Source organism: uncultured Mailhella sp., from assembly GCF_944324995.1.
Classification (GTDB): Bacteria; Desulfobacterota; Desulfovibrionia; order Desulfovibrionales; family Desulfovibrionaceae; genus Mailhella.
In genome coordinates this window covers 103,486-120,043 of the sequence record NZ_CALUYL010000003.1, presented here as the reverse complement: position 1 = coordinate 120,043, position 16,558 = coordinate 103,486, and the positions used below count along the sequence as shown (strand labels likewise).

The 16,558-nt window shown below is 63.6% G+C and carries 13 protein-coding genes; 2 read left to right on the top strand and 11 right to left on the bottom strand.

Annotated features, from left to right (window positions below):
• Positions 1-101: 101 nt before the first annotated feature.
• Both Q0K02_RS03105 and Q0K02_RS03100 read left to right on the top strand, forming a co-directional pair.
• Complete coding sequence (locus Q0K02_RS03105; protein WP_294484978.1) at positions 102-1,748, top strand: FAD-binding protein; 1,647 nt, start codon at positions 102-104, stop codon at positions 1,746-1,748.
• A gap of 36 nt (positions 1,749-1,784) precedes the next feature.
• On the top strand, positions 1,785-3,458 hold the full coding sequence (locus Q0K02_RS03100; RefSeq protein ID WP_294484977.1) for an FAD-dependent oxidoreductase: 1,674 nt from the start codon (positions 1,785-1,787) through the stop codon (positions 3,456-3,458).
• A gap of 145 nt (positions 3,459-3,603) precedes the next feature.
• On the opposite strand, the gene Q0K02_RS03095 is transcribed toward Q0K02_RS03100, so the two are convergent.
• The 11 genes from Q0K02_RS03095 to rarD form a co-directional block, all read right to left on the bottom strand.
• Positions 3,604-4,974, bottom strand: coding sequence for a PFL family protein (locus Q0K02_RS03095; RefSeq protein WP_294484976.1), 1,371 nt, complete (start codon positions 4,972-4,974; stop codon positions 3,604-3,606).
• A 21-nt stretch (positions 4,975-4,995) separates the two neighbouring features.
• The gene (locus Q0K02_RS03090; RefSeq protein WP_294484975.1) at positions 4,996-5,559 is read right to left on the bottom strand and encodes an ACT domain-containing protein; all 564 of its coding nucleotides are present in this window, start codon (positions 5,557-5,559) and stop codon (positions 4,996-4,998) included.
• A 641-nt stretch (positions 5,560-6,200) separates the two neighbouring features.
• Positions 6,201-6,893 (bottom strand): thermonuclease family protein, encoded by a 693-nt coding sequence (locus tag Q0K02_RS03085; RefSeq protein ID WP_294484974.1) that lies wholly within the window; start codon positions 6,891-6,893, stop codon positions 6,201-6,203.
• Positions 6,880-8,832: a 1-deoxy-D-xylulose-5-phosphate synthase gene (gene dxs / locus Q0K02_RS03080; RefSeq protein ID WP_294484973.1), complete on the bottom strand. Its 1,953-nt coding sequence runs from the start codon at positions 8,830-8,832 to the stop codon at positions 6,880-6,882. Before dxs ends, Q0K02_RS03085 begins: the two co-directional genes overlap by 14 nt.
• 17 nt (positions 8,833-8,849) lie before the next feature.
• Positions 8,850-9,731 carry a polyprenyl synthetase family protein gene (locus Q0K02_RS03075; RefSeq protein ID WP_294484972.1) on the bottom strand — a complete coding sequence of 294 codons (882 nt, stop codon included), beginning with the start codon at positions 9,729-9,731 and terminating at the stop codon, positions 8,850-8,852.
• A 57-nt stretch (positions 9,732-9,788) separates the two neighbouring features.
• Positions 9,789-10,022: an exodeoxyribonuclease VII small subunit gene (xseB, locus tag Q0K02_RS03070; protein WP_294484971.1), complete on the bottom strand. Its 234-nt coding sequence runs from the start codon at positions 10,020-10,022 to the stop codon at positions 9,789-9,791.
• On the bottom strand, positions 10,019-10,921 hold the full coding sequence (locus tag Q0K02_RS03065; RefSeq protein ID WP_294484970.1) for a M23 family metallopeptidase: 903 nt from the start codon (positions 10,919-10,921) through the stop codon (positions 10,019-10,021). The genes xseB and Q0K02_RS03065 overlap by 4 nt, the downstream gene beginning before the upstream one ends.
• Before the next feature lie 29 nt (positions 10,922-10,950).
• Positions 10,951-12,420, bottom strand: a complete 1,470-nt coding sequence (gene xseA / locus Q0K02_RS03060) for an exodeoxyribonuclease VII large subunit (protein ID WP_294484969.1) — start codon at positions 12,418-12,420, stop codon at positions 10,951-10,953.
• 374 nt (positions 12,421-12,794) lie between these two features.
• Positions 12,795-14,534, bottom strand: coding sequence for a proline--tRNA ligase (locus tag Q0K02_RS03055; RefSeq protein WP_294484968.1), 1,740 nt, complete (start codon positions 14,532-14,534; stop codon positions 12,795-12,797).
• A gap of 10 nt (positions 14,535-14,544) precedes the next feature.
• Positions 14,545-15,633 (bottom strand): flavodoxin-dependent (E)-4-hydroxy-3-methylbut-2-enyl-diphosphate synthase, encoded by a 1,089-nt coding sequence (gene ispG, locus Q0K02_RS03050; protein ID WP_294484967.1) that lies wholly within the window; start codon positions 15,631-15,633, stop codon positions 14,545-14,547.
• On the bottom strand, positions 15,630-16,550 hold the full coding sequence (rarD, locus tag Q0K02_RS03045) for an EamA family transporter RarD (RefSeq protein WP_294484965.1): 921 nt from the start codon (positions 16,548-16,550) through the stop codon (positions 15,630-15,632). The genes ispG and rarD overlap by 4 nt, the downstream gene beginning before the upstream one ends.
• Positions 16,551-16,558 lie beyond the last annotated feature (8 nt).

Genomic DNA, 16,558 nt, shown 5'->3' with positions numbered 1-16,558 from the left:
AGTCGGTATGCGGGCAGGCGCTTCCGTACGCAAGACCCGCATATGGATTTCAGCCGCGGAAACACACAGTCGCGGTCGGAACGCTAAAACCGGGAGATGTTATGTCTGCACAGGAAACATCCGTTCAGTACCACGAAACCGACGTGCTGGTCCTCGGTGGAGGAGCCAGCGGTTGCGGCGCAGCCATAGCTGCGCGGGAAGCCGGAAAAAAGACGCTGCTGGTCGATAAGGGAAAACTGGAAAGCTGCGGCTGCATAGGCGGCGGCAACGATCACTTCATGGGGGTTCTGAACACCGACGAGCCCTTCGACACCGTGGAAGACATGGTGAAGGTGTACTGCACGCCCACCAACGGCCTTCTCCCCGACACGGTCCGCCAGTGGGGAGCGATCATTCCCCACATGATCGAATGGCTCACGGACGTGGGCGTTCAGTTCCGCAAGAAGGACGACGGCAGCTATCTGCGCACGCGCGGTTTCGGTCAGCCGGGAAAGTGGTGGATTCTCATCCGCGACGGCCAGTACATGAAGCCGCTCATCGCGAAGAAGATCCGAGAGATAGGCGTGGATGTGCTCGACAACGTCATGATCACCAGACTTGTGGTCAAAGACGGACGCATGGTCGGCGCCATGGGCTACAACGTGCTGAACGGGGAATTTCACGTCATCCGCTGCAAGACGGCGGTGCTGGCCCTCGGTCCGCGCGCCACGCGCGTGACGACCAATTCCACCAGAAATCCCTTCAACGCGCAGTTCCCCAGCCATAATACCGGAGCCCAGTATATTCTTGCCTACGAAGCCGGCGCGCGCATCGGCTGTCTCGATACCCGTCAGATCGCCACGGTGCTTCCCAAGAGCTTCGGCTGCCCGGGCATGAACGGACTGACGGGCGAAGGCGGCGCAGCTCTGAACTACAAGGGCGAGCGTCTCATGAAGAAGTATCATCCCATGCTGGAGCAGGCTCCCCGTCATCTTTTCGTGCAGGGACTTGTGCGGGAGCAGATTGCCGGTTACGGTCCGCCTTTTTATATGGACACCCGCAATCTTCCCCGGGAAAGTCAGCGCGTGCTCACGGAAGAACTCATGCCCGGCGACAAGGCCACATGGAAGGAATATTCCGAGCAGAAGGGCGTGGATCTCTACAACAAGCTCATGGAAGTGGAAATAGGCGATCTTGCTCTGGAAGCGCTGGTGCTGCGCGACGAACATTTCGAGAGCAACATTTCCGGTCTTTTCGTGGGAACCGGCTTCCAGGCTTTTTCCGGAGCCATGTGCGGAGGCTATGCGGCCGGAAAGCATGCTTCCGCCAAGGCCGGAACCATCGACGCCGTGCCGGACGTGTCCGCCGCAGAAGCGGAGGCGGAACGCCGTCGCGTTCTTGCTCCCCTGCATTCCGAGGGCGGCACGCATTATGCGCAGTTTGAAAGCGCCATCAGACAGGTCATGGACTACTACATGGGGTATGTCCGCAACGAGCGGGGCATGAAGCAGGCTCTGGACAGCCTTGCCCGCATCGAGGCCCTCAAGGACGACCTTATTGCAGACAACTGGCATGAACTCATGCGCACTCATGAAGCGCTTGTTCTGCTGGAGATGTGCAAGCTTGTCACCCTGGCCAGCATTGAACACCGGGAGACATCCAACAGCACTATTTATATGCGTTCCGACTACCCCGATCCCGATCCCGCGCTGAACAGGCTCATGGTGACGGAAAAGGTGGATAGCCGGCCCAGGATTTCCTGGCAGTGAGCATGAAGTCATATTCAGCTGAAAAGGATAGAGAAAATGCCTCCCAGATATAGTAAGGAATTGAAAGAGCTGGTGGTTTCGGGTTTTCAGAAGCGTCAGAACAGGACATCGCCGTGCGAGGCGCACTGCCCTGCGGGCAACCGGATTCAGGCGGTTGAAACCCTCATCAAGGACGGAAAGCCGGAAGAGGCTCATGCCGTGCTTCTTTCCCGCAATCCTTTCTCCGGCGTGACCGGACGCGTGTGCACGCATCCCTGCGAGATGCACTGCAACCGCCGCAAGTATGACGAAGGGATTTCCATCCGTGCGCTGGAACGTTTTGCCGCCGACGCTCCCGTCATTTCCCGCCTTGCGCCTCTGGCCGATACGGGAAAGAAGGTGGCGGTCATCGGTTCCGGCCCTGCGGGCATGACGTGCGCGTATTTTCTCCGCCTCATGGGCCATGCCGTCACGGTGTTTGAAGCGTCGGCCGTGCTCGGCGGCGTTCCCCGCGTGTCCGTGCCGGATTTCAGGCTGCCGAAGAACGTCGTGGACAGAGAAGTGGGCAACGTGCTCTCGCTCAACATCGCCGCGCACACCAACGTCAAGGTGGGCAGGGACGTGGCGCTCGCTTCGATCATGGACGCCTATGACGCCACGGTGGTCGCCGTGGGCAATCAGAAGGAACGTCTGCTCAACATCCCGGGCAGGGAAGCGCTGGTTCCCGCTGTGAGTTTCCTCGGGGCCAGCAATCTGTCCCGTCAGAGCCTGAGCGGAAAGAACGTGGTGGTGCTCGGCGGCGGTGGCGTGGCCTTCGACTGCGCCTTTACGGCCCGTCGTCTCGGCGCCGGTTCCGTCAGTCTCGTGTTCCCCGAAGCGGCCGACGCCATCAAGGCTCCGCAGGAAGAAGTGGAACAGGCCCGGGATGAAAACATCAATCTTTACGCGTCCTATCTTGCGGGCGGCGTCGAGGGCAATACGGTCAGGGCTTCCGGGCTTTCCAGCTTCCGTTTCAGCGAGAGCGGCGAGCTCATCGCCGAGTTCCGCGAAGGCGACGTCATTTCCCTGCCGGCCGATATGGTGATCTGCGCCAGCGGTCTGATGCCGGAAACGGATTTTCTGGAAGGACTCTCCCTCCAGAAAACGCCCCGCGGCTGTCTGGTGGTCGACGACTTTCAGGAAAGCTCGGTTCCCGGCCTGTTTGCCGCCGGCGACATCGTCACCGGACCGGCCACGGTGGCCTCGGCCATCGGCAGCGGCCGCAAGGCCGCCATCGGCGTACACTGCCGTCTTGAAGGCCTGACGGAATTTCCCGAAGTCGTCTTCAAGGAAAACGGGAGCGGAACCCTTTCCCTCGTCATGGAGAAAAAGGCGCTTGCGCAGGAGCAGCATGTCGTGCAGTTCGAGGAAATCGAGAATCCGACCTATCACGAACACGCTCCCCGTCAGCAGACGAACAAGTCCGACCGGGCGCATCTGCTGCCCTTCGAGGAAATTGATCTCGGCTTCAACGCCGAACAGGCGCAGGCTGAGGCTTCCCGCTGCATACACTGCGGTCACTGCATCGACTGCGGCACCTGCGTGGAGCGCTGCCCCAACTACATTCTGGACCGCAATGAAGACGGGCCCTTCGTCCGTTATCCCGAGGAGTGCTGGCACTGCGCCTGCTGCCGCATAGGCTGTCCTACGGGTTCCATCACCATAGAGTTCCCCATCACCATGCTTGTGTGATGTCGTGAAGTGAGGAGAGAGCCGGGCGGCTCGTCCGCCCGGAAACGTCGGGAGAGGGAGAACGGAGCTGTTTCCGTCCTCCCTCTTTCATTAAATGCAAAGGCCGCCCCGGAAAGGAGCGGCCTTCGTCGTTTCTGAACAGGAATCAGTTCTTCAGGCTGTGGATGGGCGCGGGGATGCGGCCGCCGAGGTTGATGAAGGCGGAGGCGTCGCCGGTGTTCACGGGAATGATCTTGGCCTGACCGAGCAGACCGCCGAAGATGGCGGTTTCGCCCACGCCCTTGCCCGGTACGGGAATGACGCGCACGGCGGTGGTCTTGGTGTTGATCATGCCGATGGCCATTTCGTCGGCGATGAGGCCGGAAATGGTGGTGGCGGGGGTGTCGCCGGGAATGGCGATCATGTCGAGGCCCACGGAGCACACGCTGGTCATGGCTTCGAGTTTTTCCATGGTGAGCGCGCCGCTGTTGGCCGCGGCTTCGATGCTGGAGTCTTCGGAAACGGGAATGAACGCGCCGGAGAGGCCGCCCACGTGGGAGGAGGCGAACACGCCGCCCTTCTTCACGGCGTCGTTGAGCATGGCGAGCACGGCGGTGGAGCCCGGCGCGCCGATGGAGGAGAGGCCCACGCTCTGGAAGATTTCGCCCACGGAGTCGCCCACGGCGGGCGTGGGAGCGAGGGAGAGGTCGGCCACGCCGAAGGGAATGTTCATGCGTCCGGCCACTTCCTTGCCGATGAGCTCGCCTACGCGCGTCACCTTGTAGGCCGTGGACTTGATGACTTCGGCCACGTCGCTGAGCGTGAGATTTTCATGGGTTTCCTTGGCGCGGTCGATGGCTTTTTTCACCACGCCGGGGCCGGAGACGCCCACGTTGATGACCACGTCGGGCTCGCCGATGCCGAGATAGGCGCCGGCCATGAAGGGCACGTCCTGCGGAATGTTGGCGAACACCACGAGCTTGGCGCAGCCTATGCCGTCGCGGTCCCTGGTGGCGTCGGCCACCTTGACGATCTGACGACCCATGAGGGCCACGGCGTCCATGTTGATGCCCGCCTTGGAGGAGGCCACGTTGATGGAGGAACACACGCGGTCGGTGGTGGCGAGGGCTTCGGGCAGGGAGTCGATGAGGGCTCTGTCGCCGGGAGTCATGCCTTTTTCCACGAGGGCGCCGAAGCCGCCCAGAAAATCGACGCCGGCTTCCTTGGCGGCTTCGTCGAGCATCTGGCAGGCGCGCACCATCTGTTCGGCGTTGAATCCCGCGCCGACCACGGCCATGGGGCTGATGCTGATGCGCTTGTTCACCACGGGAATGCCGTAGCGCGCGCCGACTTCGTTGCAGTGTTCCACGAGGTGGGCGGCGTATTTGGCGATTTTGGCGCGCACCTTGTAGGAGAACACGTCGAAGTCGTGACTGACGCAGTCGAAGAGGCTGATGCCGAGGGTAACGGTGCGAACATCGAGATGTTCGTTGCGGAGCATGTTGATAGTGCTGAGCACTTCGCGTTCAGTGAGCATGGGGCAGACCTGTGATCCGGGTTAGACGATGGGTACGCGATGGATGGCTTCAAAGATGTTTTCGTGCTGGATGCTGATGGTAAGTCCCACGCTGCGGGCCTTGGCCTGAAGCATCTGACGGAAGGCGTTGCGGTTGATGGAAAGCGGCAGGGCCACTTCAAACATCAGCACGCATTCGTTGCTGTCCTCATCCATGCGGATGGCCTTCAGATTTTCAATGTTCACCTTCTGCTCGGCAAAGATGCCGGAGATCATGGCGATGATTTCCGGCCGGTCGGAACCGTTGACGGTCACGACGAAGGGTTCGGTTTCCTCGCCGCTGGAGAAGGTGTCGGTCTCGAAGGTGCGGGCGGCCACGGTCAGATCCATGTGACGGGCTTCGAGACTGAGGCTCACCACGCGCTGAATGTCTTCCTCGCTGACGTCTTCCGGCGCGGAGACGATGAAGATGGAGGCGAACTGACCTTTCAGGATGGTCTGACTCAGTTCTTCGATGTTGCACTTTTCCTTGGACAGGGCGCTGGAGATGGCATAGACCACGCCGGGGCAGTCGCGTCCGATGACAGAGATGACAATATGGTTCACAGTCGCCTCGATGCAAAGAGGGTTGACGCACGGAGCGGAAAACGGTGCGAGAAGCGTACTCGCGGGAAATGTGGAAAGAATAGACGGGAACGCCGAGAAGCGTCAAGCGAAGTTTGCGTTTCGCGCTTTTTGCAAAGATGTCACAGCCGGGCGACGGCGGCAGGAAGGGTGCCTCGTTCGGGAGAAGGGCGCGCTGCGATTGTCGGCAGGCGGCGGAGGGGGCACGTTTCGCCTGCAATGCGCGAGCGCTGCGCCCGTGGGCAGAGGGCGGAGGGCTGCGGAGTTTTCGCCTGCGCTGCGCGGACGCCGCACTTTTGAAGTTGCCGGGGCGCGAGCTCGGCGTTGTGGAATGCCGCCGGGGCACGCGGGGCGAGTGGCCGGGGCCCGCCCGGCGGATGGATGCGGAGACGGGTGCCCGGCGGAAGGCGTCAGGCGCTTTGCTCAGACTGCGGGCGGCTCGGGAAAGACGCGACGCAAAGGCGCACGGTTCGGGCGGAAAGGGCGACCTGCAAGGGCGCAAAAGTAGAGAGCGTGACCGCCCTGTCGGCAGAGGCCTGCCCGCCTCAGGCCGCGGGAAAAGGCGCGTTTCGGCGGCGCTTCGGCGAAATGCGAAGGCAGGGCCGCATCGCCCGTGCATCAATCTACTTTTTCTTCTTTTTCTGCTCGCGACGCCACTGCCAGGGCGGCGTGGGATCGCTGTCCTGCCAGAGGCCGAGGCGTTCCTTGCGGGCCATGGCCTCTTCGAGCTTCCAGGTTTTGCAGATGTCGCTTGTGCAGAAGTAGTCGTACACCCAGGCCATGCCGGCCTGCACCTGCCGCTGATTGACGGACAGCTCGTCGATGCCGTTTCTGTCTGCGAGATAGACCAGGGAAACGGTGCGCTTGTAGTTGTCCAGATACATGGTTTTCAGGCGCAGGGGGCGATCCTGAATGAGGGAGAGCAGGTGGGCCTTCGACTGCTTGCCGTAGGGCTGGCGGCTTTCCGGCGCGTCGATGCCGTAGAGGCGCACGCGGAGGGTGCGTCCGCTGCCGTCCTTGAGCACGAAGCTGTCGCCGTCGGAGGCGCGCACGAGGCGGTATTCCCGCTCGTCGGCCACGGGCGCGGACTTCCCTGCGGAGGAGGCCCGGATGTTCTTGATGCTGTTGAAGATGGCCTTTTGGGCATCGGCCACCTGTTTTTCCGCTCTGGCGGGCGTGGTCGGCGCGTTCGGCGACCAATCGGCGTTGCTCACATAGGCCGCAACCATGAGCAGCACGCATAAAATGGCGGCTTCCAGTCCGTAGCGGCCGGGACTCTTTCGTCTGCGGGGGAAGAAGGACCTACGTTTTTTCATGGGCGGATGCGGACGACGGCAAAAGCTCTTTCAACGCCGAGGCTATGCCGGAAACGTTGATTCCCACATCGGCGCGCAGTCGGCGTACCGGGCCGTGGGGAATGAAGCGGTCGGGAAGGCCGAGCCGACGTATTTTCAGACGGCCGAGGCGGTCGTTGTCGGCCAGCAGTTCCAGCACGGCGGAGGAGAAGCCGCCGATGCGGCTGTTTTCCTCCACGATCAGCAGGGCGTCGCTTTCGGCGGCGAGGTCGAGAATCTGCTTTTCCGGCAGCGGCTTGACCCAGCACGCGTCGAATACCGAGGCCAGCAGCCCGGTGTTCTGCGCCACAAGCAGGGCCGCCTCCATGCAGGGCACGGCGCGCTGTCCGGCCACGAGCACGGTCACGCGCGTGTTGCCGCGCAGCAGAAGCTGTCCTTCGCCGGGCGCGGGATAGCCGACGTTTTTTACTATGGCGTCGGCAAATTTCATGTTCGAGGCGTCGAGCTTCCGCCCGGAGCCGCGCGGATAGCGCAGCGCCACGGGCTGGTCCATGCTTGTGGCCATGGCGAGGGCCGCGCTCAGGGCCGCTTCGTCGCGGGGCGCGCCGAGGGTGAGGTTCGGCACCACGCGCAGCCACGAAAGATCGAAGGCCCCGTGATGGGTGGGGCCGTCTTCGCCCACGAGGCCTGCGCGGTCGAGGCAGAAGGTGACGGGCAGATTTTGCAGGCACACGTCGTGAATGATCTGATCGTAGGCGCGCTGCATGAACGTGGAATAGATGGCCACCACCGGATGGTAGCCCCGGGACGCGAGGCCTGCGGCAAAGGTGACGGCGTGTTCCTCGCAGATGCCCACGTCGGCGAAGCGTTCGGGGAAGCGGAGGTGAAATTCCTGAAGACCGGTGCCGTCGGGCATGGCCGCGGTGATGGCAAAAAGCCGCGGATTTTTTTCCGCGAGCGTGCAGAGCGTGCTGCCGAAGGCCTGACTGAATCCCGGGCCGGAGGGCTCCCAGCCGTTCGGCTGGGGAGGCACGCTGATTTCGTCGGCCACGGAGGCGGAAATGCCGTGAAAGTGCGAAGGATCGTTTTCCGCGGGGCCGTAGCCCTTGCCCTTGAGCGTGCGGATGTGCAGAAGCACGGGCATGTCGAGCTGCTTGGCGGCTTCGAGATGACGTTCCAGCTGGGCGATGTCGTGGCCGTTGATGGGGCCTATGTAGTTGAACTGAAAGGCCTCGAAGAGCATGCCCGGGGTGAAGAACGACTTGAAGCTGACCTCGCCCTTGCGGATGATGTCCACGATGGAGTCGCCCTTGGGCAGGCGGGAGAGCACCTTGGCCACGTGCTGCTTGATGTGCATGACCGTGCTGTGGGAGAGGTTGCGGCTGAGAAAGCGGGAAAGCGCGCCCGTGTTCTCGGAAATGGACATCTTGTTGTCGTTGAGAATGACGATGAGGCGATTGCCCATGCCGCCTGCCTGGTTCAGGGCTTCGAGGGCCATGCCGCCGGAGAGCGCGCCGTCGCCGATGACGGCGACCACGTGTTCCTTGCCTCCGCGCAGATCGCGCGCCGCGGCCATGCCGAGGGCCGCGGAAATGGACGTGGAGGCGTGGCCCACGCCGAAGTAGTCGTAGGGGCTTTCGGAGCGGTTGGGAAAGCCGGAAAGACCGCCGTAGCGGCGCAGGGTGTCGAAGCGGTCGGCGCGGCCGGTGAGAATTTTCCAGGGATAGCTCTGATGCCCGACGTCCCACACGATGGGATCGCGGGCGGGATCAAAGCAGGAGAGCAGGGCAATGGTGAGTTCCACCACGCCCAGCGAGGGAGCCAGATGACCGCCGTTGTTCGTGACCACGCGGATGATGGTGTTCCGCAGTTCCTGCGCCAGTTCCTGCTTTTGGGAAAGGGAAAGCCCGGGAACGTCTTCGGGCAGATGCAGGCTGGAGAGCAGAGACGTGTCGGTCATGGGAATCCTTGAGGCGGCTAGTGCGTGCGGTTGACAAGTTTGCGTGCGGTTTCGCGGAGGAAGTCGGCGTCGGGGCCGGAGAACAGATCGCCCAGCGCCTTTTCGGCGGCCTCGCAGTGAACGCGGGCCAGGCGGCGGGCCTCTTCCAGACCGACGAGGGACGGCCAGGTGGCTTTGTCGCTTTCCGCGTCGTGACGCACTTCTTTTCCTACCGTGGCCTCATCACCGACGACGTCAAGTATATCATCGGTAATCTGAAACGCAATGCCCAATTCACTGCCGTAACAGCGCGCCGCATGTCGCTGTTCGGGCGAGGCCTGGGCAAGAACCGCGCCGCATTCACAGGCGTTCAGCAACAGGGCTCCTGTTTTCTTTTCGTTGAGAATGCGCAGTTCTTCCAGAGAAAGTTTTTTTCCTTCGCCTTCCAGATCGAGCATCTGACCGCCCGCCATGCCCGCGGCTCCGGCGGCGTCGGCGGTGAGGCGCAGGGCTTCGAGCAGCACGTCGGCGGGCGCGTGGGCGCGCGCCATGTGGCTGAAGGCGTTGGTGAGCAGGGCGTCGCCCGCGAGAATGGCCGTGGCTTCGTCGAAGGCCTTGTGGCAGGTGGGATGCCCCCGGCGCAGATCGTCGTCGTCCATGGCGGGCAGATCGTCATGAATGAGTGAGTAGGTGTGAATCATTTCAAGTCCTGCGGCAAAGGGCAGCAGAGCCTCGGTGATGTCTTCGGCCCTGTCTTTGGCGCAGGCGCGGGCCACGGCCAGGCAGAGCATGGGACGCAGTCTCTTGCCTCCGGCAAGCAGGCTGTAGCGCATGGCGTCGGAAAGCCGGGAAGGTATTTCCTTGTCGAGAAAAGAGGCGGAGAGATACTGTTCCACTCTGCCGCGAAGATCTGCGGGCATATGTCCCCCTTGTGATGTGCCGCCCCGGAAAGGGGCCGCCGGATTGCGCGGTACGGGTTATTCGTCGTCTTCCTGACTGCCGGCGTCGAAGGGCTCGGTGCCTGCTTCGGTGCAGAGGCGTATGTCGTGCCGGGCCTTTTCGAGCTGTTCGCGGCAGGCGGCGGCATGGGCGAGTCCTTCCTTGTACAGGGCCACGCTCTCCTCCAGCGGGCTGTTGCCCGCTTCCAGCGTGGTCACAATGGCCTGAAGACGCGCCAGACGTTCTTCAAAGGTGGGTTCTTTTTTCTTCATCGGGAACTCCGGTTCTTGGCCTTGGGGGCGGAATCGAAAATGCTGCGGGTGGGGCCGCCGACGAGCGAGGGCGGATCCTGAAACAGCGGCATGGCGTCCACGGCCACGCCCTGCACCAGAAAACCGAGATGCAGATGCGGCCCGGTCACGCGGCCCGTGGAGCCGGAACGTCCTATGACCTGTCCTCTTCTTACGCTTTGTCCGGGCGAAACGTCAAAGGCGGAAAGGTGGGCATAGGTGCTTATCACGCCCTGACCGTGATCGATGTACACGGTGTTTCCGCCGAAATACTGCGGTTCGGCGAGCAGCACCGTGCCGTCGGCCACGGCGAGCACGTTTGCGCCTTCCGGGCTGCGCATGTCCGTGCCCTTGTGCGGGGCGCGGGGCTTGCCGTTGAACACGCGGCGGCCGCCGAACGGACTGGTCACGCCGCCGGGTACCGGTTTTTTCAGGGGCAGCGTCCAGTTTTTTTCCGTGCGCGAGGCAAGCGCCTTGCGGCTGCTCGCCGCGTCGCGGGCAATCTGTTCCTGCACCTCGCGCGGCGGTTCGACGTACTTGGGAGCCACCTTCAGGATGCTTTTCGGCCACGGCACGGAGGCGGCCGTTACGGAAAAGTCGCGCTTTTCGCCGTTCACGCGCAGGGAAACGGTATGGCGGCCTTTGGCGTCCATGGGCATGGCGAGAAGAAGTTCCGCCTTCCAGAGCGCGCCCTCCTGCGTGGCGGGAACCCGGAACTGTTCGCCGCGCCAGGAAAACACGGCTTCAAAGGGAGCGGCGTCGGCAACGGAAACCGGAAAGGCGTGTCCCTGACTGACCGTTGCAGGCACGGAAAATTCCGCGGCCTGCGCGAATCCGGCAAGGGAAAGAAGCATCGCGGCAAGAAGAACAAGGCGTTTCATGAGCGTGTCTCTGACGAAGGTTGCGGAGGTCACGACCGGGAGCTTTTGTCCGGCGGCTCGGGCGTGACGGCGGTGACGGAGCCGACGACGCGGCCGTCGGCAAGGGTGACGGAAAACATGCGGCCGGGCGCGGTGTCCGACACGGAACGGAGAATGCGGCCTTCGTCGTCGAAGGCCACGGCGTAGCCCCGGCGCAGCGGCTCGAAGGGATCAAGCGTCTGCAAGCGAAGTTCCAGACGGGTGAGGCTGCGCTCTTCGGCAAGGCCGATCATGCGGCCGAGGGGTAAAAGCGCGGCCTGCGCGCGTTCCGCCTGCGCCTGCGCGCGCTGAAGGCGCGCTTCTCCGGCCCCGCGCAGGCGCAGGGCCAGGCGTTCGAGCTCCGCTTCGCGCGCGTCGAGGCGCCCTTTCTGATCGCGCAGGCCGGATAAGAGCGTTTCCAGCGTGCGGGCGCGCTTTTCCAGCAGGGCGTTCAGGCCCGCCTGCATGCGCCTTGTCGCGTCGTCGAGCCGTTCCGACTGCGCGCGCAGGCGCTCCCGGGGCGAGAGCAGATCAAGCGCCCGGGCCGCATGCCGCAGGCGCAGGGAAAGTTCGTTCAGCCGACGGTCGAGGGCGTTTTGCAGGGCCGTTTCCAGGCCGTCCACATGCTGGGCCAGCACGTGCCGCTCCTGCCAGAGAATCTGCGCCGTGTGGCTGGGCGTGGCTGCGGCGTAGTCGGCCGTGAAGTCGGTGATGCTGTGATCGATTTCATGCCCGATGCCCGTAAGCACGGGAATGGGACAGCGGTACACGGCGCGGGCCACGCGCTCGTCGTTGAAGGCCCACAGATCCTGCACCGAGCCGCCGCCGCGGATGAGCACCACCACTTCGGCCCAGCCTTCGCGTCCCACCTCTTCGAGCGCCTCCACGATGCGCGGCGGCGCGTCTTCGCCCTGCACGGGCACGGGATGAATGCGGATTTCCGCGCCGAGACCGCGAGTTGAGCTGATGCGGATGAAGTCGCGGATGGCGGCCCCGCTCGGCGCGGTGATCACGGCCACGCGGCGTGGTTCGCGGGGCAGGGGGCGCTTTCTTGCCGCGTCGAACAGGCCTTCGGCGGCCAGCCTGCGCTTGAGCGCCTCAAATTCCTGATGCCACAGGCCGAGCCCGGCGGCCTGCGCCAGATCGACGATCATCTGATACTGACCGCGCGCGCCGTACACGGTGAGGCGACCGGCGCACACGAGGGTCTGTCCGTTCTCCATGGTGCGGGCGAGACTGGGGCGCGGCCCGTCTTCCCACACCTCGCCGGTGAGCGGATCAAAGGCCTCGTCCTTCTGCTGCCTTTTGAACCATACGCAGTTTAAAAGCGCGTCGTCTTCCTTCAGGGAAAAATAGACGTGCCCCGACGAGGGGCGGGAAAGGTTGGTCACTTCTCCCTGAACCCACACGTACGGGAAGCGGCTTTCCACGGTCTGACGCAGTCGTTCCGTGACCTGCCGCACGCTGAGAATGGCGTCCATGTCGATAGCCTCCGGGAGCGGACAATATGTGCCGTCGTGATTTGTGACCGGAAAAGGGCGATTCTGCCGCAAATGCGCCTGAACGGCGCAGCGCGCTTGCCGCGTCGCTCTCGCCAGCCTGCGCGCACGCTTCGCGCCCACCTGCGCATAAGCGGGCGCGGCCTGCGAACATGCGCGTACCCTCGGAAAAGCGCCCGCGCGCCTCCTGTTCGCCCCGCGTCCGGCGCGGCGAACGCGTAAAAGTTTCGGCGTCAGGCTCGGCGTCCGATGCGCCGTCCGGTCCGGCGCGGCGCGTCAGCACGTCTTCCGTGTTTGCGCGCTCTGCGCGGAGAAAAAAGGCCGCCCGGAACCGAAGATCCGGGCGGCCCTCGTCGTCAGCGCTTCCAGCTGTCCAGCACGGACTGCCGCCACGCGGGGAAGGCCTGCTCGAAGCTGTCGGCGGGAAGGGGGGACTTTTCGCCGGTGCGGCGGTTCTTCACTTCCACCACGCCCTGCGCAAGGCCCTTGCCGCCCACGGTGATCTGCATGGGAATGCCGATGAGGTCGGCGTCCTTGAACTTCACGCCCGGGCGCTCTTCGCGGTCGTCGTACAGGGTTTCCATGCCGAGGGAGGTGAGATAGGCGTCGATGGCGTCGCACTTGGCGGACACGTCGGCGTTCTTGGGATCAAGGCACACGATGTGCGCGTCGAAGGGCGCAAGCTGCGGCGGGAACATGATGCCGTGCTCGTCGAAGTTCTGTTCGATGCAGGCGGCCACCACGCGGGACACGCCGATGCCGTAGCAGCCCATGATCATGAGTCTTTCCTTGCCGTTTTCGTCAAGGAACACGGCGTGCAGCGCTTCGCTGTACTTGGTGCCGAGCTTGAAGATGTGGCCCACTTCGATGCCGCGCTTGATTTCCAGCGGACGGCCGCAGCAGGGGCAGGGATCGCCGGCCACGGCGTTGCGCAGATCCGCCCATTCGATGGGCAGCGTCACGTCGCGCACGAGGCTCAGGTGACGCACGTGCGCGTCGGCCTTGTTGGCTCCGGCAATCCAGTCGTTGGAAGCCATGAGTTCCTTGTCGGCGTAGATCCTGTCCACGCCCTTGAGTCCGGCGGGGCCGGCAAAGCCCACGGGAGCGCCGGTCATGGCCTGCACCTGTTCGGGCGTGGCGAACTGAATGTCGTCGGCGTCGATGAGGTGGGCGAGCTTGATTTCGTTGAGTTCGCGGTCGCCGCGCAGCAGCACGGCCACGGGCTTGCCGTCGGCCATGAAGAGCAGCGTCTTGACGAGCTTGTCGGCGGAAACGCCGAGGAAGGCGCACACTTCTTCAATGGTGTGCTGGCCGGGCGTGGCCACTTCTTCCATGGCGGGGCAGGGCGTTTCATCCTGCGTGAAGGTCGTGCTGATGGGCGCGCGCTCCACGTTGGCGGCCCAGGTGCAGTCCGGCCAGTTGGTGCAGGCGGCAATGGCGTCTTCGCCGGTTTCGGCGAGCACCATGAACTCATGGGAGAAATTGCCGCCGATGGCGCCGGAGTCGGCTTCCACGGGGCGGAAATCGAGGCCCATGCTGCTGAAGATCTTGTGATAGGCTTCCTTCATGGAAGCGTAGCTTCTGTTCGCGCCTTCGTCGTCCACGTCGAAGGAGTAGCCGTCCTTCATGAGAAATTCGCGGCCGCGCATGAGGCCGAAGCGGGGACGCACTTCGTCGCGGAATTTGGTCTGAATCTGATACAGGTTCAGGGGCAGCTGACGATAGGACTTCACTTCGCCGCGCAGAAGATCGGTCATGACTTCTTCATGGGTGGGGCCGAGGCAGTAGTCGCGGTCGTGCCTGTCCTGGAAGCGCAGCAGTTCCTTGCCGTACTTCTTCCAGCGGCCGGATTCCTGCCACAGTTCGGCGGGCTGCACCATGGGAAGCAGCACTTCAATGGCTCCGGCGGCGTTCATTTCGCGGCGCACGATGTCCTTGGCCTTTTCCAGCGTGCGGAGGCCGAGAGGCAGCCAGGTGTAGATGCCGCTCGTGAGCTTGCGAATCATGCCCGCGCGCACCAGCAGCTTGTGGCTGATGACTTCGGCGTCGGCGGGGGCTTCCTTCAGGGTGGGGATGTAGTAACGGCTCCAGCGCATAGAGGATCCTTCAGTTGCTTTGGGTAAGAAGTTTGTCGAGTTCTTCAAGAAAAGCCGCAAGCAGAGCGTCCTGACCGTTCACGGAACGCAGCACCTTTCCCTTGCGGAATATGACGCCCTTGTCGCGCCCGCCCGCCAGACCGATGTCGGCTTCGCGGGCTTCTCCCGGGCCGTTGACCACGCATCCCATGACCGCGATCTTGAGACGGCTCGCGGCCGCCGCGGGATGGGACTGCACGTATTCCTCCACCTTCTCGGCCATGCCGATGAGGTCGATTTCCGTGCGGCCGCAGGTGGGGCAGGAAACGATTTCCGGGCCGCGGCTGCGAAGGCCCACGGCGCGCAGAATTTCCCAGGCCACGGCCGCTTCCCGAACCGGATCGGCCGTGAGGGAGACGCGTATGGTATCGCCGATGCCCTCAAAAAGCAAAAGGCCGAGACCCACCGCGGATTTTACGGTTCCGCGCATGGGCGTGCCCGCCTCGGTCACGCCGAGATGCAGCGGATAATCCGCCCGTTCGGCCATGAGACGGTAGGCGGCAATGGTGTCCGTCACCGAGGAGGACTTGAGCGAAACCTTGATGTCGTAGAAGCCGCGCTTCTCCAGCATGCGCACGTGGGAGAGCGCGCTTTCCACCAGCGCCTCGGGCGTGGGGCCGCCGAAGCGCTCCAGCAGATCCTTCTCCACGGAGCCGCTGTTCACGCCCACGCGGATCACCGCGCCGTTGGCCTTGGCGGCCGCGGCCAGGCTGTCCACCGGGCCTTCGCCGCCGATGTTGCCGGGATTGATGCGCAGCCCCTTGAGGCCTGCGTCGAGCGCGGCGAGGGCGAGGCGGTAGTCGAAGTGAATGTCGGCCACAAGGGGCACGGGAGAGCTGTCGGCAATGGTTTTCAGGGCAGAGGCGGCCTTTTCGTCGGGCACGGCGAGGCGCACCACTTCGCAGCCTGCGTCGCAGAGTTTTTGTATCTGTTCCAGCGTGGCGGTGGCGTCGCGCGTGTCGGTGTTGGTCATGCTCTGCACCACGACGGGCGCGCCGCCGCCGATGAGCACGTTGCCGAGCCGAAGCTGCCGGGTGTGATTTCTGTGGGGAGCGTTCATGCTTTCTCCTTGAAGCTGCGCAGATGGTGTAGCGCGTCCCAGGTGTAGATGACAAGGGCCAGCCAGATGACGGGGAAGGAGATCATGTCGGAGGGCTTCATGCTTTCTCCGAGCACGGTGATGGCCAGCAGAAAGGAAATGGACGGGCTGACGTACTGCAGAATGCCTATGGTGGCAAGGGTGACGCGGCGGGCCGCGTAGCCGAACATGAGCAGCGGCAGACCGGTGAAGGCGATGGTGCAGGCGAGCAGCACCGGACGCAGGGGGCCGTAGCCGACAATGCCGAAGCCCGGTTCCGTGAAGCCGAGCCAGAGCAGGGAGAGGGGCATGAGCATGAGCGCCTGCACGAAGAGGCTGGGCGCGGAAGGCATGCGCAGGGTTTTCTGTACGTAGCCGTAGAAGGCGAAGGAAAAGGCGAGGGTGAGGCCGATCCACGGAATGTGGCCGTAGGCGAGAACGCTTGCCGACACGCTCACGACGGCCAGGGCGACGGCGGCTCCCTGCGCGCGCGACAGTGTTTCGCCGAGCAGAAGACGCCCCATGAGCACGTTGAGCAGAGGGGTGATGAAGTAACCCAGAGAGGATTCCACGATGCGCCCGGTGGTGACGGCGAGAAGATAGACGCTCCAGTTCAGGCCGAGCAGCGCGGCGGCAAGAAAGAGGGAAAGCAGCGTGCGTCTGCTTTCAAAGGCGGCGCGCACGGCCGGAAACTGACGGGTGACGGCCAGCACGGCGCCGAGAAAGATCACGGTCCAGATCATGCGGTGGGCCATGATGGAAATGGGATTCAGGGAGCCGAGCAGCGGCCAGAACAGCACGGCGAGCCCCCACAGAAGATGGGCGGCAAGACCTGCGCCGGTTCCCGCGCAGGAGCCGGTGCATTCCCTGGGCATGAAGGAGAGGTGAAGATGCATCATGAAAACTG